The organism is Actinoplanes auranticolor, from assembly GCF_018332655.1.
Classification (GTDB): domain Bacteria; phylum Actinomycetota; class Actinomycetes; order Mycobacteriales; family Micromonosporaceae; genus Actinoplanes; species Actinoplanes auranticolor.
In genome coordinates, this window is the sequence record NZ_BOQL01000058.1 from 109,399 (window position 1) to 134,490 (window position 25,092).

Here is a 25,092-nt window from a genome sequence, read left to right on the forward strand (position 1 = left end):
CCCGCCCGGCACGCCCGGCCCGCTCGGTCACCGCGCCGGGTGACCGCCCCGGTCAGCCTCCTCCGCCCTGGTGACCTCACCCAAAGCGATCAACCCGAACGCAGCACCAGGCACGAGATACGCAGCGTTGCCGCCCAGCCCGCCACCGCGACGTTGATCACACCCCACCGCGCGGCCGCCCACTCCACCAAACGGGCGCGCGACACGACCGGACCCGGTCACCACCGACGCCGAAGCGTCCACCAAATCTCGCCCCACTGACCCCCATCGATCAGATCGATGCTGGTCAACGGCACCCCGCGCCGGATCACCAACACACGTGAGCGCCCGCCGGCGGTCACACATATCGTGACCGCGGGTGACCGAACCACTCACCTGAAGGTCATCAGCGCAGCGTGCGGTTGACCTCGCGCGCAGCGCGGAACCGCAACCACTCACGCACATGGCAGGGAGCGCAGCGACCGGTCTCGACGGGAGTGACGGTCAGCACCATGCACCCAGGCACGACCAGACCTTGAACTTGACCTTGCTCTTGCTCTTGCCAACAAAAAAACGGCCCGGACCAAAAGGCCCGGGCCGCCACTACAAGAAATTATCTGCTGGCGAATTCTGCGATGCGTCCGAGCAGCCCGTTGAGGAAGCGCGGACTGTCGTCCGTAGACATCTGCTTGGCCAGCTCGACCGCCTCGGAGATCGCCACCGGGTCGTCGATCTCGCCCACGTAGAGCAGCTCGAAAACCGCGATGCGCGCGAGGTTGCGGTCCACCACCGGCATGCGGTCGATGGTCCAGCCCTCGGCGTAGCTGGCGATCAGCTCGTCGATCCGGTCGAGGTTCTTCGCCACGCCCTCGACCAGGCTGACCGTGTAGTCCAGGTGGTCGGGGCGGGGCTTCTCGATGCGGTCCAGGTAGGTGACCAGGACCTGCGCCGGCGGCAGATCGCGCAGGTCGGCCTCGTAGAGGACGTCCAGCGCCCGCTTGCGCGCCTTGCGGCGCGCCGGCATCTGGGTCTTGGGGCCCTCCGCCATCAGCTACGGCCGAGGTAACGGCCGTCGCGGGTGTCGACCTTGATCTTCTCACCGGTGGTGATGAAGAGCGGGACGTTGACCGTCGCGCCGGTCTCGACGGTGGCGGGCTTGGTGCCGCCGGTGGAGCGGTCGCCCTGCAGACCGGGCTCGGTGTAGGTGACCTCGAGGAAGACGCTGGTCGGCAGCTCGATGTAGAGCGGCACGCCCTCGTGCGTCGCCACCGTGGCCTCGGCCTCGGGGAGCAGATAGTTCGCGTTGTCGCCGACGGTCGGGCCGGGCACCGTGATCTGCTCGAAGGTGTCCAGGTCCATGAAGACGAAGTCCTCACCGTCCTGGTAGAGGTACTGCATCGTGCGCTTGTCCACGGTCGCGGTCTCGACCCTGGTGCCGGCGTTGAACGTCTTGTCAACGACCTTGCCGGAGAGGACGTTCTTGAGCGTGGTGCGCACGAACGCCCCGCCCTTGCCCGGCTTGACGTGCTGGAACTCGACGACGGCCCACAGGGCGCCTTCGAGGTTGAGCACCAGGCCGTTCTTCAGGTCGTTGGTGGAAGCCATGTCCTGCCTTGGTCTTTGAAAGCGTGATGGTCTTCAGATGCGTGAAGGTGACCGAGCGAGTTTACCGGCGTGAGTCGTGAACAGGCGAATCGGGTCAACGCCGGCCGGCGATGTGCCGCAGCGCCAGGCGGTAACCGTCGACGCCGAGGCCCGCGATGACCCCGGTGGCCACCGCCGAGACGACCGAGTGCTGCCGGAACTCCTCCCGGGCGTGGATGTTGCTGATGTGCACCTCGACCAGCGGGGCGCGCAGCATCGCGCAGGCGTCGCGGACCGCGTACGAGTAGTGCGACCACGCGGCCGGGTTGAGCACGACCGGGGCCTGCTCGTCGGCGGCGGCGTGCAGCCAGGCCAGCATCTCGTGCTCGGCGTCGGTCTGCCGGACCTCGACGTCGAGGCCGAGCGCCCGACCCTCCTCCTGGCACAGGGCGACCAGGTCGGCGTATGAGGTGGTGCCGTAGACGTCGACCTGGCGGGTGCCGAGCCGGCCCAGGTTCGGCCCGTTCAGGACGTAGGTCTTCACGCCGACACCGCCCGGTAGGCCTCGGCCAGGGTCTGCTCGGAAGGCCCGGTGAGGATGCCCGGCCGGGCCAGACCGTCGAGCACGACGAAGCGCAGGGTGTCGGCCCGGGCCTTCTTGTCGACGCGCATGGCCGCGAGCAGATCGGGCCAGGCGGCCGGCGCGTAGCTGACCGGCAGGCCGAGCAGGGTCAGCACCTCGCGGTGCCGGGCCGCGGTGGCGTCGTCCAGGCGGCCGGACAGCCGGGACAGCTCGCCCGCGTAGATCAGGCCGACGGCGACCGCGTGGCCGTGCTTCCAGGCGTAGTGCTCGTTCTTCTCGATCGCGTGGGCCAGCGTGTGGCCGTAGTTGAGGATCTCCCGCAGGCCGGACTCGCGCAGGTCGTTGCCGACGACGTCGGCCTTGACCCGGATCGCCCGCTCGACCAGCTCGCGCAGCACGGCGCTGCGCGGGTCGGCGGCCGCGGCCGGGTCACCCTCGATGAGGTCGAGGATCACCGGGTCCGCGATGAAGCCGCACTTGGCCACCTCGGCCAGCCCGGCGACCAGGTCGTCGCCCGGGAGCGTGTCCAGCACGTCGAGGTCGCACAGCACCCCGGCGGGCGGATGGAACGCGCCGACCAGATTCTTGCCCGCGGTGGTGTTGACGCCGGTCTTGCCGCCGACAGCCGCGTCCACCATGCCCAGCAGGGAGGTGGAGACCGGCACCCAGCGCACGCCGCGCAGCCAGCTCGCCGCCACGAAGCCGGCGAGATCGGTCACGGCTCCCCCGCCGATGCCGAGGACCACGTCGGTGCGGGTGAAGCCGGCCGCACCGAGCTCGTCCCAGCAGCGCGCGGCCACGTCGATCGACTTGCCGGCCTCGGCGTCGGGGACCTCGATCGGCAGCGGCCGGATGCCCGCCGCCGACAGGGCGTCGGCGACCGCGGTCGCCCGCTCCTTGAGCGGAGGGGCGTAGAGCACGGCGGCCCGTACAGCGCCGTCGACCAGGCCGGGCAGGGCGTCGAGCAACCCCCGGCCGACGAGTACGTCGTAGGGCCGGTCACCGGGCACAGGGATTCGCGTCACGTCGTCCATCGGCACCGATCCTAGTGCGCCGAGCATGGGGTTATAGACACGTAACCCCATTACGGGTTACATATGGTCCATGCCGAAAATCAACGTGTACCTGCCCGATGAGCTGGCCGAGGCCGTACGGGACTCGGGGCTGCCCGTGTCCGCCATCTGTCAGCGGGCCCTCGAAGAGGCGGTCCGGCGGATCACCGTGATCCGCCGGACCGCCCTGGGCGACCTCGACGCCGACCAGCTCGCCGCGAGCCTGCCCTCGTTCACCCCGCGGGCCGTCACCGTCCTGTCCCTGGCGATCAATGCCGCCCGCGACGCCGGCGCGCCCAACGTCGGCACCGGCCATCTGCTGCGCGCCATGATCACCGAAGGGGAGAACCTGGCGTTGCGGGTGCTGCGCGCGATGGAGATCGAGCCCACGACGCTCACCTGGACCGAGCAGGACGAGCCGGGCGGCGGGCCGGGGCTGCGCTACAGCACGCCGGCCGCGGTCGCGTTGGAGATGCTCGTCGCCGAGGCCGCCGCTCTCGGGCACAACTACGTGGGCTGCGAGCACCTGCTCATCGGTCTCGCGGCCGAGCCCGACGGCGTCGCCGGGCGGGTGCTGCGCGAGGCGGGCGCCGACGGCAAGGCCGTGCGCCGGACGGTCTCCGCCGCCCTCAGCGGCTACGCCCACCTGCGGGCGACGAAGCCGCCGGTCGGACCGGAGGAGCTGAGCGCAGTGGTACGCGAGGAGCTGCGTCCCCTGGTTCAGCGGGTCGAGGCGCTCGAGGCGCGGCTGAGCTGACGGGCTGCCCGGCGGTCGGGCGGCTGGCGCGGCTGGCGTGGCCGGGCGACCGGACGGCTGGGCGCCCGAGGCGGCTGGCGCGACCGGGCGGCTAGCGCGGCTGGCGTGGCCGGGCGACCGGGCGGCCGAGGCGGCTGGGTTAACGGGCGGCGTACCTGGCGAGTTGCGCGGCGTGCTCGGCCAGCGCGGTCCGCAGTTCGTCCGGCCGCACCACCGTGAACGGCCAGCCCAGGCCGGCGAGCATCTGCGCCATCCCGGGCAGGCTCTGCGCCCGGCAGCTCAGCCGCACGCCGTCGGCGACCTCGGTGACGTCGGCGATGGCGGGCGGGACCCGGCGGCGGACCTGGGCGACGTCGGCCTCGATCAGCACCTCGACCTCCCACTTCCAGGGCAGCCCGGCCCACTGCCGGGTGACGTGCGCGACGGCGTCGAAGTTCGGCGGCGCCTCGAAGTCCTCGCCGGTGGGCACGGCGGCGGCGATCCGGTCCAGCCGGAACGACCGGATCTCGTCGGTGCGGTGATCGTGGGCGACGAGATACCAGCGCCCACTGTGGAAGACCAGCCCGTAGGGATCGACCTGCCGCCGGCTGACCCGGAGCCCGGGCTCGGCCACCTCCGCCGCGGACCCATCCGGCTCGACCGCCGGTCTTGCGCCACCCGCGGTCGCCGTTCGCGGATCGGCCGCGTCCGCCGACGACCCATCGGCCGGCGCATCCGGCGCGTCGGCACTGGCCGGGCGGCGGCGCGGTGTGCGGTAGGTGAGCGCGAGGCGCTGCTGCGACCGTGTGGCCGTGCCCAGGGTCAGCAGCAGATCAGCGATCGACGACGCGGCGCCTGAGCGAGGCGCAGGGTCCGGCTCGCGACGGCGCAGGGTCAAACCCAGACTGGCTCGCAGCGCCGCCAGGCGGTCGGCCAGGGCCGCCGGGAGGACCCGGGTGATCTTCGCTTCGGCGGCGGCGCTCGCCGGGGCGTCGGTGGCCAGGCCGAGGTTGTCGGCGGCCACGAGGCCCAGCACCACGGCCACGGCTTCGTCGTCGGTGAGCATCAGCGGCGGGAGCTTGAAGCCGGGCAGGAGGCGGTAGCCGCCGTACCGGCCGCGCTCGGCGGTCACCGGGATGCCTAGTTCGGCCAGGGTGCCCGCGTACCGGCGTACCGTGCGCTCGTCGACCGCCAGGCGGGCGGCGAGCTCGGCGCCGCGGATGCTGCGGTGGGTCTGGAGCAGCTCCAACATGGCGAGGACGCGCGAGGCGGGATGCGGCATGCCCAAGATTCTCCACCCTTTACCGGACGGGAATCGTCCGGTATCCGGTTTAGCGTGAGGCCATGACGACATACGTTCTGGTTTCCGGCATGTGGCTCGGCGGATGGGCCTGGCGCGACGTGACGGCCACGCTGCGCGGCCACGGGCACGAGGTGTTCCCGTTGACGTTGACCGGCGTCGCCGACCGCTCGCATCTGCTCGGCCCCGGCGTGGATCTCGACACCCACACCGAGGACATAGTCCGGCTGGTCGAGACCGAGGACCTGCGTGACGTGGTGCTGGTTGGGCACAGCTACGGCGGGATGCCGGTGAGCGCCGCGGCGTTGCGGCTGCGCGAGCGGATCGCCCGGGTGATCTATGTGGACAGCGGGCCGCTGCCGGAGGGCACCACCCAGCAGTCGATGTCCGGGGAGCCGGCCGGCCCGGGTGACGCGGTGCCGCCCCGCGAGTGGGACGCCGGCGCTGACCCGGTGCTGCTCGCCGGGCTGGACGAGGCGGCGCTGACGCTGCTGCGTACCCGCGGCACACCGCATCCCCGCGCCTCCGTGGAGCAGCCGCTCGGCGCCCGGGCCACCTCCCGGGATCTGCCCACGACGCTGGTCGCCTGCACGTTCCCGGAGGATCAGATCAAGGAGATGATGGCCGCCGGCCATCCGTTCTTCGCCGGTCTCACCGAGGCCGAGGTGGTGGTGCTGCCCACCGGCCACTGGCCGATGCTCAGCGAGCCGGTCGCGCTAGCCGGGATTCTTGAGCAGCGCGGCTAGCTCGGCGGCGATCTCCTCGGGACTGCGGGCGTCGGTGGCGATCGTGTGCGTGGCCACCGAGGCGTAGAGCGGGCGGCGCTGCTCCATCAGGTATTTCAGGGTCGCCCGCGGGTTCACGGACAGCAGCGGGCGGCCCGCGCCGAGCCCGACCCGCTTGACCGCGTCGGACAGCTCTACCGACAGGAACACCACGGTGTGCTCGCGCAGCGACTCGCGGGTGCCCTCGTGCAGGATCGCGCCGCCGCCGAGGGCGAGCACGCCGGGGAACGAGCCGAGCGCCTCGGCGATCGTCGTGCGTTCCAGGGCCCGGAAGGCGTCCTCGCCGTCGTCGAAGAAGATCTCCGGGATCGGCTTGCCGGCGCGCTGCTCGATCAGGTGGTCGGTGTCGGCGAAGTCCACGCCGAGCAGCGCGGCCACCGCCTGCCCGACCGTGGTCTTGCCCGCGCCGGGCGGACCGACGATCACCGCGGCCGGTGCGGTCACCGGATCAGCAGACTGTCGAGGTAGCCGGCCAGGTTGCGGCGGATCTCGGCGACCGAGTCGCCGCCGAACTTCTCCGTCGCGGCCTCGGCCAGCACCAGCGCGACCATCGCCTCGGCGACCACCGCGCCGGCCGGCACCGCGCACACGTCGGAGCGCTGGTTGATCGCCGTGGTCGCCTCGCCGGTGACCACGTCGACGGTCTGCAGGGCACGGTTCAGCGAGGAGATCGGCTTCAGCGCGGCGCGGACCCGCAGGTTCTCGCCGTTGGTGATGCCGCCCTCCAGGCCGCCGGCCCGGTCGGTGATCCGCTTGACGCCGTCCGCGGTCGGGATGATCTCGTCGTGCGCGACCGAGCCGCGCGAGCGGGCCTGGGTGAAGCCGTCGCCGATCTCCACGCCCTTGACGGACTGGATGGACATCAGGGCGGTGGCCAGCCGGGCGTCCAGCTTGCGGTCCCACTGCACATGCGAGCCCAGACCCGGGGGTACGGACCAGGCCAGCACCTCCACGATGCCGCCGAGGGTGTCCGCATCCTTCTTCGCCGCGTCGACCTCGGCCACCATCCGGGCGCTCGCCTCCGGGTCGAGGCAGCGCAGCGGGTCGGCGTCGATCCGGGCGGCGTCCTCGGGCGTCGGGATGAGGCCGGCCTTGGCCGCGACCGGGCCGAGCTCGATCACGTGCGACACGATGTCGATGCCCAGCGCCTGCTTGACCAGCGCCTTGGCGACCACGCCCACAGCCACCCGGGCCGCGGTCTCCCGGGCGCTGGCGCGCTCGAGGATCGGCCGGGCGTCGGTGTGCCCGTACTTCTGCATGCCGGCCAGGTCGGCGTGCCCGGGCCGGGGCCGGGTCAGCGGCGCGTTGCGGGCCTGGGCCGCGAGCTCCTCGGGATCCACCGGGTCGGCGGCCATCACGGTGCGCCACTTGGGCCACTCCGAGTTGCCGATCCGGATCGCGACCGGGCTGCCCAGCGTGACGCCGTGCCGCACCCCGCCGATGATCTCGATCTCGTCCTGTTCGAACGCCATCCGCGCGCCCCGGCCGTAGCCGAGACGGCGGCGCGCGAGATCGCGGCCGATGTCCTCGCTCGTCACCCGCACACCGGCGGGCACCCCTTCGAGAAGGGCGACGAGCGCCGGGCCGTGGGATTCACCTGCGGTAAGCCAGCGCAACACGGGTCACAGTCTGGCACGTCGTCGTCGCAGGCCGCCGCCCCGGGTTTCCCCGTCCCGCCTGCCGGACCACGGCGGCCGGGCTGAGCGGGCTCAGCGGACGGCGGACGCCGCCGTCAGGGCCGCCCGCATCGCCGCCTCCGGCGCGGGGCGCACGCCGGTGAACTGCTCGAACTGGCCCAGTGCCTGCGCCAGCAGCAGGTCCAGCCCGGACACCACCGGGACCCCGTGCTGGGCTGCCGCGGCGGCCAGCGGGGTGGGCCACGGGTCGTAGATCGCGTCGAACAGCACCGTGCCGGGCCGCCACTTCACGGCGGTCGCCAGGGCGTCGGCCGCTCCTTTGGGCACGGTCGAGATCACGGCGTCCGCGTCGAAGGCCGCCGGGGCGTCGGCCCACTCCACGCCGGTGATGGTGACGCCCAGGGCCGCCGCGGCGGGGGCGAGCTCCTCGCGGGCCTCCGGACGCCGGGTCACCACGGTCACGTCAACGGCACCCAGCTGCGCCGCGGCGGCCAGCGCGGCGCGGGCCGTACCGCCGCCGCCCAGCACCGTGACGCTGGGGCCACGCGCCAGACCGGCGTCGCCGAGGACCCGGACCATGCCCGGGACGTCGGTGTTGTCGGCGAACCAGGTGCCGTCGGGCCGGCGTACCAGGGTGTTGGCCGCCCCGATCGCGATCGCGACCGGCGACGCCGCCGCGGCCAGCGTCAGCGCGACCTCCTTGAGCGGCATGGTCAGCGACAGCCCGGCCCACTGCGGGCCGAGGCCCGCCACCAGGGCGGGCAGCTCGGCCTCGGCGCACTCGATCGCGGTGTAGCTCCAGGTCAGCAGGCCGGCGGCGGCGTAGCCGGCGGCATGGATGACCGGGGACAACGAGTGGCTGATCGGCTTGCCGCACACCGCGGCGTGACGGCTCGGGACGGAAGGCCGGGACGACGACTGCACCGGGACACTCTACGTCCGGTGTCCGTCAGCAGAGCGGAATGCCGTTGGCGCACGCCTTCTCGATGTTCTTCTCATGCTCGGCGTTGGTGGTGGCGAACGCCGAGTTGCCGGCCTTGTCGACCGCCACGAAGAACAGCCAGGAACCGGCTGCCGGTGCCGCCGCGGCCTTCAGGGCCGCCTCGCTCGGGCTGTTGATCGGTCCCAGCGGCAGGCCGACCCGCAGCTCCGTGGTGTACGGGTTCTTCGGGTCCTCCAGCTCCTTGGTCGTCATCTTGCCGGAGTGCTTGCCGTCCTTCTCCTGCAGATCGAGCCAGTAGTTGGTGGTGACGTCGAACTGGAGCGGCATCTTTTCCTTGTACGCCCGGTTGTACGCCACCCGGGCGACCTTGGGCAGGTCACCGGGGGTGCCCGCCTCGGCCTGACTCAGCGACGCCACGATCAGGGCCTCGTACGGCGAGACCGACAGCGTGTTCTGCACCTTGTCGACGAACTTGAGCTCCCCGGTGACCGCGAGGAACTGCTGCACCATGATGCCGAGGACCTCCTCGGCGGTCGACTTCGGCGGGAACTCGTACGTGTCCGGGAACAGGAAGCCTTCGACGCTGGTGGTCGCGGCCTTCTTGCCGTCGCGGCGGTTGAACCAGAAGTCGGGAACACCCAGCGCCTTCGGGTCCTTGGCCGCGGCCTGGAAGTCGGCCACCGGGACGCCGGTGGCCTTGGACAGCAGTGTGAACGCCTGCCGCGCGGTCGTGCCGGGGGTGATGGTGACCCCCGAGACCACCCGGGACTTCGGGTCCAGCATCAGCGTCACGGCCTGGGCGGCCGCCATCTGCTTGCGCATGTTGTACGTGCCGGACTGGATGTTCTTGCCCTTGGGGTTGGCATCCGCGGCCTCGGTGAAGGCGGCTGTGCTCTTGACCACATCGGCGTCGTACAGCACGTTGCCGATCTCGGTCAGCGAGGCGTCCTTCGGGACCTTCACCTGCACCGGATCGGTGCCGGGGCCGTCGTAGTCGGCCGCCGTGAAGAAGCCCTTGATCTTCGAGTAGCCCAGGTATCCGCCGACGCCGAGCACGCCCAGCAGGATGAACACCATGAGGAAGGCGACCGCGGACTTACCGCCCTTGCCGCCGCCGCCCTTGGAACCGCGGAACCCCCGCCGGTGGCGAGGTCTGCCCTTCTCCGCCTGTTCGTCGAACGCCAGGTCCAGCTCGTCGATCATCTCGTCTGCCTCCGCTGCGCGTCCAGCCAGCTCTGCAGGATCTCCACCGCGGCCGCCTGGTCGACGACCGCCCGTTGACGCTTACCCCGTACGCCACGTTCGGCCAGCCTACGGGTTGCGACCACAGTCGACATCCTCTCGTCCGCCAGGACGATCGGAACAGACCCTACCGCCCGTTCCAGTCGCCCAGCGTACGCACGTATGTCGATGGCGGCAGGCCCCTCCTCACCGTTGAGGCGCACGGGGAGGCCCACCACGATCTGCACCACCTCGTGCTCCCCCACGAGGCGGACGAGCTGAGCTATGTCGCCGGGGACGGCGTCGGGCGCCGCACCCATGTCACGGGGCACCGTGACCAGGGGGGTGGCCAGGATCCCGTCAGGGTCACTGAGTGCGACCCCGACGCGGACCTTACCCACATCCACACCCAGCCGCCTACCCCGCGGCACCGGCAACATGTCGACGGCCTCCCTCTCAGACGGCCTCGCCGACCGCCTTCTCCACCGCTGCCAGCAAGACATTCACCTGGTCAGCGGGCACTCCACCGCCCTGCGCGAGGTCGGCGTTGCCGCCGCCCCGGCCGGAGAGCGCGCCCTTGACCAGATCGGCCGCGGACAGACCCCGACTCTTGGCTGTGCCGTTGATCGCTACGATCAGTGACGCCTTGCCGTTGGACCGGGCCGCGACCGCGACCACCGCCGGTCGCCCGGCGTCGATCTTGCCGCGAATCTCCTGGGCCAGGGTACGCACGTCGTTGGTCGCCGCACCCTCGGGTGCCTCGGTCCCGACGTACGCCACGCCCCGCAGATCACGGGCCTGCGCCGCCAGCGCACCGGCACCGCCGAGCACCAGCTGGGCGCGCATCTTCTCGAGCTCCTTCTCGGCGTCGCGCAGCGCCGTGACGGTCTGCTCTACCCGCTCCGCGACCTGGTCACCGGGCACCCGGAAGAGCTCCGCGAGCCGCGAGACCAGCAGGTGCTCCTTGGCCAGGAAGCCGAACGCGTCGATGCCGACGAGCGCCTCGACCCGGCGGACCCCGGCGCCGATCGACGACTCGTTGAGGATCTTCACCAGACCCAGCTGGCCCGAGCGGGCCACGTGCGTACCACCGCAGAGTTCACGCGCGTAGTCGCCGACTTCAACCACTCGGACCTCGTCGCCGTACTTCTCCCCGAACAGGGCCATCGCGCCGAGCCGGCGCGCCTCCTCCTGCGAGGTGATGAACGCATGCACTTCGAGGTCACGCAGCAGCACCTCGTTGACCTGCTGCTCGACGTCGTGCAGCACCGCCGGCGAGACGGCCCCGGGGGTGTTGAAGTCGAAGCGCAGCCGGCCGGGCGCGTTCAGCGAGCCCGCCTGGGTCGCCGACTCGCCCAGGAACGCCCGCATGGTCTGGTGGACCAGGTGCGTCGCCGTGTGCGACCGCGAGATCGCCTTGCGGCGGGTCACGTCGATCTCGGCGAAGCCGGCCTCACCCGCGCGCACCTCGCCGCGGACGACCCGCGCCTTGTGCACGATCAGGCCGGGCAGCGGCTGCTGGACGTCGACGACCTCCACCTGGCCGCCGCCGACGTTGATCAGGCCGGTGTCGGCCTGCTGGCCACCGCCCTCGGCGTAGAACGGGGTGGTGTCGAGCACCAGCTCGACGTAGTCACCCTCGCCCGCCGCCGCGACACTGGCGCCGCCGCTGCCGAGCAGCGCGCGCACCCGGGACTCCCGGGAGACCTCCGCATAGCCGGTGAACTGCACCGGGCCGCCGTCCTCGAGCACCGAGCGGTACGCCGACAGGTCGGCGTGACCCGTCTTGCGCGCGGCCGCATCCGCCTTCGCGCGGGACCGCTGGTCGGCCATCAACCGGCGGAAGCCGTCCTGGTCGACGTCGAGGCCCTGCTCGGAGGCGATCTCCAGGGTCAGGTCGATCGGGAAGCCGTACGTGTCGTGCAGCTGGAACGCCTGGGCGCCGCTGAGCTTCGCCCCGCCCGACTTCTTGGTCTCGGTGATCGCCGTGTCGAGGATCGTCGTGCCCGCCCGCAGAGTGGCCAGGAACGCCTCCTCCTCCGCGTACGCGTACGTGGAGATCCGGCCGAACTCCTCCGCCAGCTCCGGGTACGACGGCGCCATGCAGTCGCGCGCCACCGGCAGCAGCTCGGGGAACGTGGCGCCCTGCCAGCCGAGCAGGCGCATCGCCCGGATCGCCCGGCGCATGATGCGGCGCAGCACGTAACCGCGGCCCTCGTTGGACGGGGTGACCCCGTCGCCGATCAGCATCAGCGCGGTACGGACGTGGTCGGCGATCACGCGCAGCCGGACGTCGTCAGGGTGCGACAGGCCGGCCTCGTGACCGGAGTGCGCGCCGTACTCCTTGCCGGCCAGCTCCGCCGCCCGGGCCAGGATCGGCTTGACCTCGTCGATCTCGTACAGGTTGTCGACGCCCTGCAGGATCGACGCGACCCGCTCCAGGCCCATGCCGGTGTCGATGTTCTTCTTGGGGAGATCGCTGACGATCGTGAAGTTCTCCTTGCTCTTCACGTCGGTGATCTCGTACTGCATGAAGACGAGGTTCCAGAACTCCATGTAGCGGTCCTCGTCGACCTCCGGACCGCCCTCCTTGCCGTACTCGGGGCCACGGTCGTAGAAGAGCTCGGAGCAGGTGCCGCCGGGGCCGGGGATGCCCATGTGCCACCAGTTGTCCTTCTTGCCCCGGCGCACGATCCGCTCGGCGGGCACGCCGGTCGCGCGCCACATCTCGAACGCCTCGTCGTCGTCGAGGTAGACGGTCGCCCAGACCCGCTCCGGGTCGAGCCCGAAGCCGCCCTTGTCGACCGGCTTGGTGGACAGCTCCCAGGCGAGCCGGATGGCGTCCGCCTTGAAGTAGTCACCGAACGAGAAGTTGCCGTTCATCTGGAAGAACGTGCCGTGCCGGCTGGTCTTGCCGACCTCGTCGATGTCCGGGGTACGGATGCACTTCTGCACGCTGACCGCCCGCTGGTACGGCGGGGTGCGCTGGCCCAGGAAGAACGGCACGAACTGCACCATGCCGGCGTTGATGAACAGCAGGTTCGGGTCGTCGATGGCCGGCAGCGGGGCACTCGGCACGACCGTGTGCCCGTTCGCCTCGAAGTGCGCCAGAAAGCGCCGCTTGATCTCCGCCGTCTTCATCGCTGGTCCTCACTCGCGTGCCGCCCCTGCGTGCCGTCACGCAGCTCGGCGAATTGGTCGTCGTAGAGCTCACCCGCGGCGAAGGCCTCGTGGATCTCCTGCTCGCGCTCGGCCATCCCCTCGCGGACGTCATCCACGAAGCTACGCAGCGACTCGACCAGACCGCCAGCGGATTGCGACAGCGAGGTGGCGATGCCGGTAGGGGTGAACTCGTTGGCCTTACGGGTGACCTTGCGCACGACGATGGCGCCGACGGCCAGGCCGACACCCAGCCAGAGCAGCCGCTTCATGGCGGTGTTCCTTCCGAGCTAGAAAAGCTGGTGATGGTCAGCGGGCCGCGCGGGCGGCCTTGCGGCGCTGCTTGAGGGAGGCGCGGACCTCGCGCTCGTCCTCGGCGTGCCGGCGGGCGGCGGCGGCCTTGCGCAGGCCGTAGCCGAACGACGCGACCTTGATCAGGGGGTTCGCGGCGGCGGCGGCCACGACGGTGGTCAGGTTGGCCACGCTGGCCGTGACGTTCTGCGCGTGCTCGGTCATGGTGTCGACCTTGGCGAGCTGCACGTTGACACCGTCCAAAGAGACCTGGACCTGGCCCAGGGCGGTGTTCACGTTGCCCACCGTCTCGGTGACGTTGCCGAGCAGCGGCCCGGTGCGGTCGTTCAGGTCGTTGATCGCCTGGGTGGCGGCGTCGACCGTGTGGCGCAGCTTGAGAATCGGGACCGCGAGCACCAGCACGAGCATCAAAAACGCGCCCGCCGCGATCAGGCCTGCGATTTCTCCGGCGGTAACGTCCATCTACGCGTCTCCTCTACTGACGTGCCTCACAGTGTGACAACGTGCAGACCCTACCGTCAGTGACCGGTGGACGCTTCACGACGCCGTCGGTGTCGGCTCCAGCAGTGGATCGGGTGTCAGCACCGGGTCGGGCGTCTCGCCGATCAACGAGGGATCCACGGCGGGCTGCGGCTTGCCCCGCTGGTCGGTGACGGCGTTCTGCACCTTGATGCTCACGGTCGACCCGGTGCAGGTGGACGGGTCGGGAGTGGGCACGAGCCCGTCGGGCCCGACGGACGGCTGAGTGGCCGGATCCTGGGCGGCGACGGCGTCGACGGCGCACTCGGGCAGCCGCACCCACAGGTCCAGAGTGAACTCGTCCCTGGTCCAGCAGGTGTACTTGCCGGAGGTGGTGGGCTGGTCGGAACACTCGCCGCTGCGGGCCTTCCAGCCGGCCTCGGTGAGGGCGGTCGCGTACGCCTTGTCGGTCTCCTCGAACGGCCGCTCGGACTGCGCGGTGCGCTCCCGGAACCGGCAGTCGAAGAAGCACCAGATGCTGCCGCTGGTGCGGTCGTCGACCTGCTTGTCGGCCCAGGTGGGCACGCTGAGCGCATCGAGCGAGTTGAAGACCGGGTCCCGCGTGGCGGACCGGATGCCGAACAGCAGCGGCAGCAGCAGGAGCACGACGACGCTGAGCGTGACCAGGGTGATGACCCGGAGGCGGCGCTCGGTGCGCAGGCGGGTGCGCAGCTCAGCGCCCTTGCCGAGCAGGCCGCCGGGTGACTCGCGCTCGTCGTCGGCCGGGCTTTCGTCCGCATCGGGTACGCCGCCGGCGCCGACAACCGCAACAGCGCCAACCCGCCCGGGAGGCGTGACGGTGCCGGTCCCCCGTACGGGTGAAACTTCGGCCGTGCCCCGCCCGGGCACCTCGCCCTTACCACGACCGGGACCGCCCACGGCCGCCCGGCCGGGAGCATCCACGGCCGCCCGGCCGGGAGCATCCACCGCGCCACGACCGGTTACGTCGGCGGTGCCCCGACCGGGAACCGGCGCCGCGCCGCGACCGGGGACTTCAGCCGCGCCTCGGCCCGAGACCTCGGCGGTTCCCCGGCCGGGGACGTCAGCGGCTCCTCGGCCGGGCGCCTCAGCAGCGCCACGACCCGGTACTGCGGCGGCACCGTGTCCGGGTACTGCGGCGGCACCGTGACCGGAGACCGCGGCGGCACCGCGTCCGGGCACTGCGGCGGCACCATGGCCGGAGACCGCGGCGGCACCGCGTCCGGGAGCGCCCGGAGAACCACCATCGGGAAGACCGGGCGTCCCCCGGGTGGGCACCTCGCCGGTTCCCCGGCCGGGTGCTGCGGCGGCCCGGCCGGGCAGGACCTCCGCGGCACCACGGCTCTGCGGAAGTTCGGGAGTGCCACCCCCGGGCGTCGCCGGACCCGCGCCACGACCCGGCGTGACCTGGCCCGTGCCGCGGGGTGGCGTGACCGGGCCCGTGCCATGACCCGGCGTGGCATGACCTGGCGTTGTGGGGCCTGCGCCGGGGCCCGGGGGGACTGCGGCGGCGCCTCGGCCGGGCGGCGTCGAGCCGGTCCCGCGCACCGGCCGGCCGGGATCGTTCAGGCTGGCCGGACGCGCACCGGTGCCGGTGTGTTCGTCACCGTGCGGGCCGGCGAAGTCGCTGCGTTGCCCGGGGCCGGCAAGGCCTCCCGGCCGACCCGGGCCCCGGATCTCGCCGGACTGGCCGAAACCGCCGGGCTGACCGGGAACACCGGACTGACCCGGACCGCCGGGCTGACCCGGACCGCCAGGCTGACCCGGACCGCCAGGCTGACCGGGACGGCCAGGCTGACCCGGACCGCCAGGCTGACCGGGGCGCGGCAGACCGCTGGGCTGACCCGGACCGCTGGGCTGACCCGGACCGCCAGGCTGACCGGGGCGCGGCAGACCGCTGGGCTGACCCGGACCTGCCGGTCCCCCGCGGCGCAGCGGCCCGGTCGACCCGCCGGGCTGGCCGGGTGTGCCGGGCTGGTTCGGGGCACCCGGCAGGCCGCTGGGCCGGCCGGGTGCGGAAAGACCCTGAGCCGGGCCGCCCGGTGCCGGGCTGCCCGGACGGATCGGCAGCCCGCTCGGCTCGGCGGGGCTGACCGGGCTGCTGGCATCGCGACCCGGCCGGCCCGGAGCGTTCGGCTGCTGGCCCGCCGCGCCCTGACCGGGCGCCGACCGGCCGGGGCCACGAACGACCCCGGCACTGTGCTGACCGCTCTCGACGGGACCCGACACCCGCTGTCCAGGACCGGAGAAAGTTCCCGGCTGCCCGGGACCACCGTGCTGACCAGGACCGACCGGCTGACCGGGTGCGCCGGCGAGACCGCTGGGCTGCTGGTCGGGTACGACCCGGCCGCCGGGGCGCCCGGGCACTGCGCGACCGGCGCCGGGCTGGCCGGGCGCCGGCGGCTGGACACGACCGGGTGCGGGCGGGCGGGCGCCCGGCTGGCCCGGTCCGGGACGGCCGGTCCCCGGCTGCGCGCGGCCGCCGGGAGGCGCGTTGCCCGGCACACCACGGCCGGGCTGACCGGCCGCCGGCGAACCGGGCACGGGGGCACCGGGCACCTGCGGACCCGTGCCGGGTGCCTGCGGACCTGCGCCGGGAACGGGACGTCCCTGCTGACCGGGCCGGGGAACCCGCCCGGTGCCACGACCAGCCGCGCGGGCGGCCGCCTCACCGGCGCGGGCGATCTGTCCGGTCGTGCCGATGACGCCGGACGTGCTTCCGGCCATCGCTCCGGCGCGACCGGGGACGGCGGGGGTGCGCACACCTTCGCGGCCGGGCACGACGGGCGGTACGACGGCCGACGCGCGCACTGGGCCGGTGGTCGTGCCGGGTGCACCCCGGCCGGCGGGGGCACCGCCGCGGGCGGCGGGATCCGGGGCAGCGCCACGGCCGCGCGGGCCGGCGGCGCCGCGACGGCCGACCGGTCCGGTGCCGGGGTCTTCGTCGGGGTCCGGAGCGCCGTGCTGGCCACCGGCGCGGCCGGCCGGCGGGATCGCACCGGTGTGCTGGCCGAGGCGATCGCCGGGCTGCTGACCGGGGTCGGGACGGCCGTGGCGGCCACCGCCGTCGACGGGGCCGGCGTCCGGCCGGGCATGCGCCGAGCCGGCGTTGCGGGCGCCGAAGGACTGCCCGTCGGCACCGGGGACCGCCGACACCGGGCGGCTCGACCCACCGGTCGGCTGACCGGCGCGTCCACCGGCGGCGAAGCCGCTGACCTCGTCGGGCGCGGCATGGCCCCCGCGGGCAGGACCGGTCTGTTCCGGCGGGCGGCCTCCGGGATCCTGATGCCGCGCAGCACGACTCGCGGGCGACACCGGGCCACCGGGCAACGGCCCGGCGGCAGCAGGCGGCCCAGCAGCGCGATGACCACCGGCCGGCGGCACGGCACCCGGCCCACCACCATCAGGCAGCCCGGCAGCACGACGACCACCAACCGGCGGCACGGCACCCGGCCCACCACCATCAGGCAGCCCGGCAGCACGACGACCACCAACCGGCGGGACAGCACCCGGCCCACCACCATCGGGCGGCCCGGCAGCTCCACGACCACCGGCCGGCGGGACAGCACCCGCTCCGCCGACAGCAGGCGGCTCGGCAGCACGACGGCCACCCGCGGGCGGCACCGCAGCCGCTCCACCAGCAGCAGGCGGTCCAGCAGCACGACGGCCGGCGGCCGGCGGCACCGCAGCTGCTCCACCAGCAGGCGGTCCAGCAGCACGACGACCAACAGGCGGCACTGCACCCGAACCGGCGGCACCAGGCGGCGTGGCAGCGCGATGGCCCCCACCGGAGGGTCCGGCCGGTGACCCGGCTGCTCCCGGCGTGGCCGGGGAGCCCGGCCAGCCCGGCGGCGTCGCGGGCGAGGTCGGATGGACACCGGGCACCGCCGGAGCGTTGCCCGAGGCCGGCACGGCCGACGTCGGACTGACCGCCGGGAACGATCCGGACGGGTTCGGGTCGATCCGGCCGCTCAGCTGTCCGGCGTCCATCTGGCGACGGCCGTGACCGGGAGCCGGGACTGCCCCGGGCTCCGGAGTCGCGGGAGCCGCGCGGCGCCCGGCGGGACGGATGCCGGGCTCGCTGCGGTCGATCGGGGCGTGCCGTCCGGTGGACTCGTCCGCGACCCCGCCGTGGCGCGCGCCGGACGGGCCCTGACCAGGGGCTGCCTGTCCGGGCGCGGCTTGCCAGCCACCGGTCCTGTGCTCACCGGACCCGGTCTGCCAGCCGCCGGTCGTGTGCTCACCCGACCCGGTCTGCCATGCCGGCGGACGGTCGCCGCCGGCCGGGGAGGCCGGTGCTGCCGGCGTGCCGTACGTGGGAGCGGAGCGGGGACCGGCCGGCGAGCCGGGCACCACCGGAGAACGCGGACCGGCCGCAACCCCGGGAGCAGGACCGGGACGGGCGCCGGGCGCGGAATGGGGACCCGCGGGTCCACCTGAGCGTGGTGCGGCCGGAGAGCCCGGAGCAGCCGTGGGACGCGGACCCGCCGGGGACAACGGCGCCACCGGGAACGGCGAGTCGTCGTCCACCGGGTCGTCCGGCCCGGGTGCGCGGCGACCGCTCTTGCTCGTGCGGCCCTCGCCGGCTGAGGAGCCGGGGCCGATCGCCGAGCGGTCCTCCTTGGCGCTGCGCAGGTCGTCGAGCCAGCCGGTCTCCTCGCGGGGCACCTCGACGGGCTCGACGGGCTCCGGCCGGCCGCGGCCGAACAGGCGGCGGCTGCGACCCGCCTGTTCGCGCTGGTCGGCGTCGTCGTCGGGCCTGTCGGCACCGCGCCTGCTCACGGCTGGTCCTCTCCGGCGGCCGGGCCGCTGTCGTCCACCTTCGGCCCGTCGCCGGACGGGCCGTTCGAGCTGCCCGCGCCGGGCGGCGTGGGCCGGGGGTCCGCGCCGGATGGCGTGGGCCGGGGGTCCGCGGACGGGCCGCGGACGATTCTGCGCAGCCGGGGCAACCGCTCGCCGACCGCGCGTTCCGCGCCGTGGTCGGTCGGGCGGTAGTAGTCCGCGCCGATCAGATCATCCGGCACATACTGCTGCCTAACAACACCCTTCGGGTCGTCGTGTGGATACCGGTAGCCCTTGCCGTGACCAAGGCCACGTGAGCCCGGGTAGTGCGCGTCCCGCAGCGCCGGTGGCACTGCCCCGCCGCGGCCGGCCCGGACGTCGGCCAGCGCCTCGCCCAGGGCGGTCGTCACGGCGTTCGACTTCGGGGCCGTGGCCAGGTGGACCACCGCCTGGGCCAGGTTGAGCTGGGCCTCGGGCAGGCCCACCGACTGCACCGCCTGGGCTGCGGCCGTCGCGATGAGCAGCGCCTGGGGGTCGGCCATGCCGACGTCCTCGCTCGCGAAGATCACGATGCGCCGGGCGATGAACCGGGGGTCCTCGCCGGCGACCAGCATCCGGGCCAGCCAGTGCAGCGCCGCGTCCGGGTCGGAGCCGCGCATGCTCTTGATGAACGCGCTGATCACGTCGTAGTGGGCGTCGCCGTCGCGGTCGTAGCGGACTGCGGCCACGTCGACGGCCTGCTCGGCGGTGGCCAGGTCGATCTCGGCGGCGCCCTGGGCCGCGGCGGAACCGGCCGCTGCCTCCAGCGCCGTCAGCGCCTTGCGGACATCGCCGCCGGCCAGCCGTACCAGATGCTCCTCGGCCTCGGCGGTGAGCGTGACCGCGCCGCCCAGGCCGCGGGGGTCGGTGACCGCGCGGCGGACGAGCTGGCGCACGTCCTCGTCACCCAGCGCCTGCAGGGTGAGCAGCACGCAGCGCGACAGCAGCGGGGAGATCACCGAGAAGTACGGATTCTCCGTGGTGGCCGCGAGCAGCGTCACCGTGCGGTCCTCGACCGCGGCGAGCAGCGAGTCCTGCTGGGTCTTGCTGAAGCGGTGCACCTCGTCGATGAACAGCACGGTCGGCGGGCCGCCGGCGCGGCGCTCGCGGCGGGCGGTGTCGATGACCGCGCGCACGTCCTTGACCCCTGCGGTCAGCGCCGACATGGCCACGAACTTGCGGTCGGTGGCCCCGGCGACGAGGTGGGCGATGGTGGTCTTGCCGGTGCCGGGCGGGCCCCACAGGATGACCGACATCGGCGTGGTGCCGGTGACGAGCTGGCGCAGCGGGGCGCCGGGGGCGAGCAGGTGCTGCTGGCCGACGAGCTCGTCGATGCTGGCCGGGCGCATCCGCACGGGCAGCGGCGAGTCCTCGGACCAGGTGGTGAAGCCGGCGGACACCGCACCGGCCGGCGGCGCGGTGCGGACACCGCCCGGCTCGGTCAGGGGAAAGAGTCCGTCGAATTCCATCGGCAACGACAGTACCGGCCCGCCCTCGTGTGCCGGAAATGCACCGAAGGCGGGCCGTATGCCGAAATCAGCGGATCAGCCGCGGCCGGGGCGACGGCCACGGAAGCTGCGGCCGCTGCCGCTGCTCGTGTTGCGCGGGCCGCTGCCCACGCCGGCCAGGTACAGCGAGAGCAGAAGCAGACCCAGCGAGGCCATGGTCGAGAAGTTGAACAGGTCGGGAGCGCCGAGGTTGGTGTCGAAGAGATCGAGCAGCAGCCAGATGCCGAAGACGATCGCGGCGGCGATAGCAAGCATGGGTTCCTCCGGGGGGATGAGAGCACTTGTCGTGCTACTACCCCCCGGCTGGTCACGCGTAAACTCCACCGTGGACGTGACTCACCGTGTCTGCTGGATCGGCTCCGGATAACGGACGAGCACGTCCTTGAGGCCGGTGACCAGCCCGGCCCGCGCGGGGCCGTCGGCCGCCACGATCGGCCCGAGCAGGCGGCGCACCACGTACATCAGGACCAGAGCGTGGCGCGCGCGCTCAGCGGGCGGCAGAGCCGGCACCGGTACGGCAATGAGCCCCTCGATCCGCGAGGCGCCGGCACGGCGATGGCGGTCGCCGGGGCCGCGGCACCGCTCAGGGCGCCGGGACGGGCTCCGGGGCACCCACCGGCGCCACCGTCGCCGCCGAGCCGCGGGCGACCAGATAGAGCGGCGCCGCCACGGCCAGGGCGGCCGCCCCGACCAGCAGCGACACCCGCAGGCCGGACGCCGACGCCACGGCGGTCAGCGTGACCAGCCCGAGCGCACCGGCGGGCTGGCTCACCATCGAGTTCAGCGACAGCAGACTCGCCCGGTACGGCCCGTCGACCTGCCGGTGCAGCAGCCCGTTGTGCACCGGGCTCGCCGCCCCGTGCACGGTGTAACAGATCAGGTAGGCCGCGATCACTCCCACCGGACCGGCGAACAGCGCCATCCCGGCCACCGTCACGCCCTGCAGGATCCGCAGCACGAAGCCGGTCCAGGGCGCCCCGATCCGGCGGGTCAGCAGCGGGATCAACGCCGCGCCCAGGGCCGAGGCCAGCCAGGCCACCGAGCCGACCGGTCCCATCAGCGCCGACGCCGTGCCCGGGTCGCCGACCACCTCGGCCAGCCGGACCGGCATCAGGCTCTCGAACGCCACCATCCCGAAGCCCCAGAAGAGCTCCACCGCGACCAGCGCCGCGATGATCCGGGAGCGGCGCAGCAGGCTCAGCGCGCCACCGATCGCGGCCGGGACCCCGCGTACGGACCGGGCCAGCGCGGCGAACCCGCGGCGCGGCCGGCGTTCGGTCATCAGCAGCGCCACCGCCGCCAGCGACACGACCTGCAGCCCGAGGGCGACGTAGACGGGCAGGCTCAGGGCCCCGCCCGGCACGGTCGGGCCGAGGGCGACCAGGCCGCCGGTGAGCAGGGCACCCGCCGCGATGGCCACGCCCAGCACGACCCCGCTGCGGCTCAGGCCCGTCTCGATGTCGGCGCGCGCGTCGGCTGCCAGCGCCTGGTCGACGTACCAGGCCTCCAGCGGGCCGCTGTCCAGCGCGCGGTAGAGGCCCTGCAACAGGTAGAAGACCATGAACATCAGCACCGAGTCGGCCACGGTGAGCAGCGACAGGGCGGTGATCTCGATGACACCGGCCAGCAGCAGCACCGGCCGGCGGCCGATCGCGTCGGAGAGCCCGCCGGTCGGCAGCTCCAGCAGCAGGACGGCCAGGCCCTGCAGGGCGGCTGCGGAGCCGTACTGGGCGAGGGTCAGACCGCGGTCCAGCGGGAGCAGCACGGTGACCGGGATCATCAGGCCGACGGGGAACCAGCGCAGGGCTAGCAGCCACAGGAAGCGGCGCCGGGCCTGGATCGCCGTCAGCGCGGTCATGCCGGGTCCTCGATCCGCGGCATCGCGTACAGGTAGAGAAGGACCTGGCGGGCGTCGGGCGCGGGATCGCTCGCACCGCGGGCGCGATAGCGCTCGATGACCGCGTCCAGCTCGGCGGTCAGCGCGCTGAGCTGCTCGCTGCCCAGGCTCAGCATGTAGTCGGAGAAGCCGGCGGCGGCCCGCCAGGCCGGCGGCTCGGCCGGCCGGGCCCGCTGCCAGCTCTCCGCGCGGGCGACCAGGCGCTGCAGGCCGTAGCTGTCGAGCCAGTCGGCGGCGGCGGTCGCGTCCGGGTCGCCCGCGAACGCGTCGCGCTGCCAGCTGCTGATGTCGTGGGCGGCCCGCCACCAGCGCTCGCGGCCGCGGCCGGCGCTCTCGTCCTCGGTGACCAGCCCGACCTCGGCGAGCTGGCGCAGGTGGTAGCTGGTCGCGCCGGTGTTGGTGCCGAGGGCCTCGGCGAGCCGGGTCGCGGTGGCCGGCCCGTCCAGCCGCAGCCGGCCCAGCAGCCGGGCGCGCAGGGGGTGGGCGAGCACCCGGATCTGCTTGGCGTCGAGGTGGACCTTCATCGGCTCCATGAGTTGCACAATACTTGTGCACAGAAATTGTGCAAGTCGGCTGTGCCAGAATGGCGGCCATGATCGAGGTCCGGCGGGCCGGCGGGGAAGACGCCGCCGAGGTCCTGCGCCTGCGCGGCGTGATGATGGACTCGGTGCGCCCCGGCGGCGGCGACCCGCAGAGCTGGATCGGCCCCGGCATCGCGGTCGTGCGCCCGCTGCTCGACCCGGGCAACGACGCCATGGCCGCGTTCGTGGTGGACAAGCCGGACGGTCCGGGGCTCGCGGCCTGCGTCGTCGGCACGGTCGATCAGCGGCTGCCGGGTCCGAACGACCCGACCGGGCTGCGCGGGTACGTGCTCAACGTCGCGACCGACCCGGCGTACCGCCGCCGGGGTTATTCGCGGGCCTGCATGACCGCCCTGCTCGCCTGGTACGCCCAGCGCGGCATCGGCGCCGTCGACCTGCGTGCCTCCGCGGAGGGCGAGCCGCTCTACGCCTCGCTGGGCTTCGTCCGCAACCGGGACCCCGGCATGCGGCTGGTCATCCCAGCGCGTTGACCGCCTTGGCCACCACCAGCGCCGCGGTGACCAGGGAGATCGCCGACTGCAGCAGCATGGTCAGCTTCGCCCAGCGCGACAGCGGCAACGTGTCCGTCGGGCTGAAGGCGGTCGCATTGGTGAACGCCAGGTACAGGTAGTCGGCGAACTGCGGCCGCCAGTCCTTCGGCGCCATGTCCGGCGCGGTCATCTGCGGGAAGAGGAAGTCCGGGTACGGGTCCGTCCCGGCCGCCCGCTCCAGCGCCCCGCCCCGGTCCAGCTCCCAGTACCAGACCGCGAACGTCAGCACGTTGATCAACCAGATCGAGGCGCCGCTGCCCAGCAGAGCAGCCGCGCTGCCGGTGTCGGCACCGCCGGCGATGTCGGCGACCAGGCGCACGACCGACCACGCGGTACCCAGGCTGGCCACGGCGATCAGGGTGAGGCTGAGCCGGCGCAACATCGGCGTCCGGCGCTCCAGACGGCCCGGGTTCGCGGCCACCAGCGCGCCGACGACGGCCACCTCGACGGCCGGCAGCACCCACCAGGCGCCCAGGCTGTACCGCTCGGGCAGCATCAGCTGCAGGGTGATCATCGCGGCGATGGCCAGGGCGAACGGCCAGCGCTGCTCGCCGCGGCTGAGCCGGCGCCAGAACGGCCGCGCTGCCAGATCCTCCTCGAAGCCCACGGGCCCATCATGGCCCCTTGACCTCAACCGAGCTTCAACACGCACGCTGCGACGATGACCGGAATTCTGGATGAGGCCCTGCGGCGGCTGCACGTCACCGGGCCCGAACACGACGGCTGGCTGTCCAACCACGGCCCGATGGCGGCGGAGGCGCTGGTCCACCACGGCCGGGCGGACCAGGTGCACCGGTGGCTCGACGGGTACGAGCGCCGGCTGGTGGAGGTCCCCCGCGGCATCGCGCCGATCGCGGCGGACGAGTGGCGCGAACCGCTGGGTGACCCGGTCCGCACGGGCGACTGGCTGGCGTTCTTCGACCGGGCGCTGCGCGCCGAGCCGTGGTCCGACGTGCTGGCGCTGTGGTGGCCACGGTTGCTGCCCGGCATCGCGGCGGGGGCGACGCACGGGGTGATCCGGGTCGGGCACGCGGTGCGGGCGCTGCGCGAGCAGGAGACCGAAGACCGGGTGGCCGAGCTGGGGCAGGGGCTGGCGTACTGGGCGGCACGATGGCAGCCCCTGGCGCCGGCCGGGCGGGGGCCGTACCGGAGCTCGGATCCGCGGGCGGCGCTCGACGCCGTGCCACGCGTGCCGGACCAGCGCTCCGGCATCCGCTCCCGGCTGGCCCAGCTCGCCGACCTGCCGGGATGGCCGGCCGCCGCCGGGGCCGTGCCCGGCCCGGCCGGGACCACCGCCGGGGACCGGCTCGTCGGGATCGTCACGGCGGCGGTGCGGCTGCACACCACCCACGGGTACGGCAACCCGGTGCTGCTCGTGCACGCGGCAACGGCGCCACTCGCCGTGCTGCGGACCCTGCCCTCGCTTCCGGCCGCTCTGCACGAGCCGAGCCTCGCGGCGGCGTGGGCGGCCACCGCGGCGGTGACAGCCGCCTACGCTCCCCCGGTCGCTCGTGCCTTCACGCCCGGCGCACCTGATGCTCCGGCTGTGCTGGAACAAGCGACGGAGTCCGGTGACGCGCACGCCATCAAGTTCGCCGACGCGGCGATCGAGATGTGGCACCGGGAGCCGGATCCGCTGCTGCTGGCGTCCTCCCGGCACGCCACGGAGCTGATTCTCGACGAATGAGCCGTACGTCCATCCGCGTACGGCAGTGTCGCTGCTGGACGGATGACGGGGCGCGCCGAGGCCGACATGCTGAGGCGGTGACCCGACAGCGCACCATCGCCCCCACTGCCCTCGCCCTCGCCGGACCCGGCATCATCGTGCAGATTTCGCTGTCCCTCCTGGACCACTCATCGTGCTGGCCGCGGCTTCGGTCTGCTCGTGGTGGCGGCGCTGCGGCTGGTCACGCCGGCGGTGGTGCTGGTCGCCACCGCGGCGGGC

General features: G+C 73.4%; 26 protein-coding genes. 5 read left to right on the forward strand and 21 right to left on the reverse strand.

Going from position 1 to position 25,092, the window contains the following annotated elements; genetic code table 11:
• Window positions 1-592: 592 nt before the first annotated feature.
• The 4 genes from nusB to aroB all read right to left on the reverse strand — a co-directional run bounded on the left by nusB (window position 593) and on the right by aroB (window position 3,180).
• Window positions 593-1,003 carry a transcription antitermination factor NusB gene (gene nusB / locus Aau02nite_RS33740; protein ID WP_212992722.1) on the reverse strand — a complete coding sequence of 137 codons (411 nt, stop codon included), beginning with the start codon at window positions 1,001-1,003 and terminating at the stop codon, window positions 593-595.
• A gap of 23 nt (window positions 1,004-1,026) precedes the next feature.
• The gene (gene efp / locus Aau02nite_RS33745) at window positions 1,027-1,584 is read right to left on the reverse strand and encodes an elongation factor P (RefSeq protein ID WP_212992656.1); all 558 of its coding nucleotides are present in this window, start codon (window positions 1,582-1,584) and stop codon (window positions 1,027-1,029) included.
• A gap of 94 nt (window positions 1,585-1,678) precedes the next feature.
• Window positions 1,679-2,107: a type II 3-dehydroquinate dehydratase gene (gene aroQ, locus Aau02nite_RS33750; RefSeq protein WP_212992657.1), complete on the reverse strand. Its 429-nt coding sequence runs from the start codon at window positions 2,105-2,107 to the stop codon at window positions 1,679-1,681.
• Entirely contained in the window at window positions 2,104-3,180 is a 1,077-nt protein-coding gene (aroB, locus tag Aau02nite_RS33755) for a 3-dehydroquinate synthase (RefSeq protein WP_212992658.1), read from the reverse strand. Before aroB ends, aroQ begins: the two co-directional genes overlap by 4 nt.
• A 70-nt stretch (window positions 3,181-3,250) precedes the next feature.
• On the opposite strand from aroB, the gene Aau02nite_RS33760 reads away from it, so the two are divergent.
• Window positions 3,251-3,955: a Clp protease N-terminal domain-containing protein gene (locus Aau02nite_RS33760; RefSeq protein ID WP_212992659.1), complete on the forward strand. Its 705-nt coding sequence runs from the start codon at window positions 3,251-3,253 to the stop codon at window positions 3,953-3,955.
• A 139-nt stretch (window positions 3,956-4,094) separates the two neighbouring features.
• Here Aau02nite_RS33760 and Aau02nite_RS33765 read toward each other — a convergent pair whose 3' ends face one another.
• On the reverse strand, window positions 4,095-5,216 hold the full coding sequence (locus tag Aau02nite_RS33765; protein ID WP_212992660.1) for a helix-turn-helix transcriptional regulator: 1,122 nt from the start codon (window positions 5,214-5,216) through the stop codon (window positions 4,095-4,097).
• A 62-nt stretch (window positions 5,217-5,278) separates the two neighbouring features.
• Between Aau02nite_RS33765 and Aau02nite_RS33770 the strand changes: the two genes are divergently transcribed.
• On the forward strand, window positions 5,279-5,980 hold the full coding sequence (locus Aau02nite_RS33770) for an alpha/beta fold hydrolase (RefSeq protein ID WP_212992661.1): 702 nt from the start codon (window positions 5,279-5,281) through the stop codon (window positions 5,978-5,980).
• On the opposite strand, the gene Aau02nite_RS33775 is transcribed toward Aau02nite_RS33770, so the two are convergent.
• The 10 genes from Aau02nite_RS33775 to Aau02nite_RS46840 form a co-directional block, all read right to left on the reverse strand.
• Entirely contained in the window at window positions 5,951-6,463 is a 513-nt protein-coding gene (locus Aau02nite_RS33775) for a shikimate kinase (protein WP_212992662.1), read from the reverse strand. The two genes, Aau02nite_RS33770 and Aau02nite_RS33775, sit on opposite strands and share 30 nt — an antisense overlap.
• Window positions 6,460-7,638: a chorismate synthase gene (aroC, locus tag Aau02nite_RS33780; protein WP_212992663.1), complete on the reverse strand. Its 1,179-nt coding sequence runs from the start codon at window positions 7,636-7,638 to the stop codon at window positions 6,460-6,462. Before aroC ends, Aau02nite_RS33775 begins: the two co-directional genes overlap by 4 nt.
• A gap of 90 nt (window positions 7,639-7,728) precedes the next feature.
• Window positions 7,729-8,580, reverse strand: coding sequence for a shikimate dehydrogenase (locus Aau02nite_RS33785; RefSeq protein ID WP_281421088.1), 852 nt, complete (start codon window positions 8,578-8,580; stop codon window positions 7,729-7,731).
• Between the two features lie 25 nt (window positions 8,581-8,605).
• A complete protein-coding gene (gene mltG, locus Aau02nite_RS33790; protein ID WP_212992664.1) occupies window positions 8,606-9,802 on the reverse strand; it encodes an endolytic transglycosylase MltG in 1,197 nt (398 codons plus the stop codon).
• Window positions 9,799-10,260: a Holliday junction resolvase RuvX gene (ruvX, locus tag Aau02nite_RS33795; protein WP_212992665.1), complete on the reverse strand. Its 462-nt coding sequence runs from the start codon at window positions 10,258-10,260 to the stop codon at window positions 9,799-9,801. The genes mltG and ruvX overlap by 4 nt, the downstream gene beginning before the upstream one ends.
• A gap of 16 nt (window positions 10,261-10,276) precedes the next feature.
• On the reverse strand, window positions 10,277-12,961 hold the full coding sequence (gene alaS, locus Aau02nite_RS33800) for an alanine--tRNA ligase (protein WP_212992666.1): 2,685 nt from the start codon (window positions 12,959-12,961) through the stop codon (window positions 10,277-10,279).
• Entirely contained in the window at window positions 12,958-13,251 is a 294-nt protein-coding gene (locus tag Aau02nite_RS33805; RefSeq protein WP_212992667.1) for a hypothetical protein, read from the reverse strand. The genes alaS and Aau02nite_RS33805 overlap by 4 nt, the downstream gene beginning before the upstream one ends.
• Window positions 13,252-13,288: 37 nt before the next feature.
• Entirely contained in the window at window positions 13,289-13,753 is a 465-nt protein-coding gene (locus tag Aau02nite_RS33810) for a DUF948 domain-containing protein (protein WP_212992668.1), read from the reverse strand.
• Window positions 13,754-13,828: 75 nt separating this feature from the next.
• Window positions 13,829-14,737, reverse strand: coding sequence for a hypothetical protein (locus Aau02nite_RS33815; protein ID WP_246595629.1), 909 nt, complete (start codon window positions 14,735-14,737; stop codon window positions 13,829-13,831).
• A gap of 14 nt (window positions 14,738-14,751) precedes the next feature.
• A complete protein-coding gene (locus Aau02nite_RS46840) occupies window positions 14,752-15,036 on the reverse strand; it encodes a hypothetical protein (protein ID WP_246595630.1) in 285 nt (94 codons plus the stop codon).
• Window positions 15,037-15,385: 349 nt separating this feature from the next.
• Between Aau02nite_RS46840 and Aau02nite_RS33825 the strand changes: the two genes are divergently transcribed.
• Window positions 15,386-17,596, forward strand: a complete 2,211-nt coding sequence (locus Aau02nite_RS33825; RefSeq protein WP_212992670.1) for a hypothetical protein — start codon at window positions 15,386-15,388, stop codon at window positions 17,594-17,596.
• A 971-nt stretch (window positions 17,597-18,567) separates the two neighbouring features.
• Here the strand turns inward: Aau02nite_RS33825 and Aau02nite_RS33830 are convergent.
• The 5 genes from Aau02nite_RS33830 to Aau02nite_RS33850 all read right to left on the reverse strand — a co-directional run bounded on the left by Aau02nite_RS33830 (window position 18,568) and on the right by Aau02nite_RS33850 (window position 22,548).
• Window positions 18,568-20,079 (reverse strand): replication-associated recombination protein A, encoded by a 1,512-nt coding sequence (locus tag Aau02nite_RS33830; protein WP_212992671.1) that lies wholly within the window; start codon window positions 20,077-20,079, stop codon window positions 18,568-18,570.
• Between the two features lie 75 nt (window positions 20,080-20,154).
• Window positions 20,155-20,373, reverse strand: coding sequence for a hypothetical protein (locus Aau02nite_RS33835; protein ID WP_212992672.1), 219 nt, complete (start codon window positions 20,371-20,373; stop codon window positions 20,155-20,157).
• Window positions 20,374-20,454: 81 nt separating this feature from the next.
• Window positions 20,455-20,628 (reverse strand): hypothetical protein, encoded by a 174-nt coding sequence (locus tag Aau02nite_RS48125; protein ID WP_212992673.1) that lies wholly within the window; start codon window positions 20,626-20,628, stop codon window positions 20,455-20,457.
• Between the two features lie 73 nt (window positions 20,629-20,701).
• Window positions 20,702-21,976 carry an MFS transporter gene (locus Aau02nite_RS33845; protein ID WP_212992674.1) on the reverse strand — a complete coding sequence of 425 codons (1,275 nt, stop codon included), beginning with the start codon at window positions 21,974-21,976 and terminating at the stop codon, window positions 20,702-20,704.
• Window positions 21,973-22,548 (reverse strand): helix-turn-helix domain-containing protein, encoded by a 576-nt coding sequence (locus Aau02nite_RS33850; protein ID WP_212992675.1) that lies wholly within the window; start codon window positions 22,546-22,548, stop codon window positions 21,973-21,975. Before Aau02nite_RS33850 ends, Aau02nite_RS33845 begins: the two co-directional genes overlap by 4 nt.
• 59 nt (window positions 22,549-22,607) lie before the next feature.
• Here Aau02nite_RS33850 and Aau02nite_RS33855 point away from each other — a divergent pair, with 59 nt between their 5' ends.
• Window positions 22,608-23,087, forward strand: a complete 480-nt coding sequence (locus Aau02nite_RS33855; protein WP_212992676.1) for a GNAT family N-acetyltransferase — start codon at window positions 22,608-22,610, stop codon at window positions 23,085-23,087.
• Here the strand turns inward: Aau02nite_RS33855 and Aau02nite_RS33860 are convergent.
• Complete coding sequence (locus tag Aau02nite_RS33860; protein ID WP_246595632.1) at window positions 23,071-23,754, reverse strand: DUF1345 domain-containing protein; 684 nt, start codon at window positions 23,752-23,754, stop codon at window positions 23,071-23,073. The genes Aau02nite_RS33855 and Aau02nite_RS33860 overlap by 17 nt on opposite strands.
• Window positions 23,755-23,808: 54 nt before the next feature.
• Here Aau02nite_RS33860 and Aau02nite_RS33865 point away from each other — a divergent pair, with 54 nt between their 5' ends.
• A complete protein-coding gene (locus Aau02nite_RS33865; RefSeq protein ID WP_212992677.1) occupies window positions 23,809-24,834 on the forward strand; it encodes a questin oxidase family protein in 1,026 nt (341 codons plus the stop codon).
• Window positions 24,835-25,092: the final 258 nt, after the last annotated feature.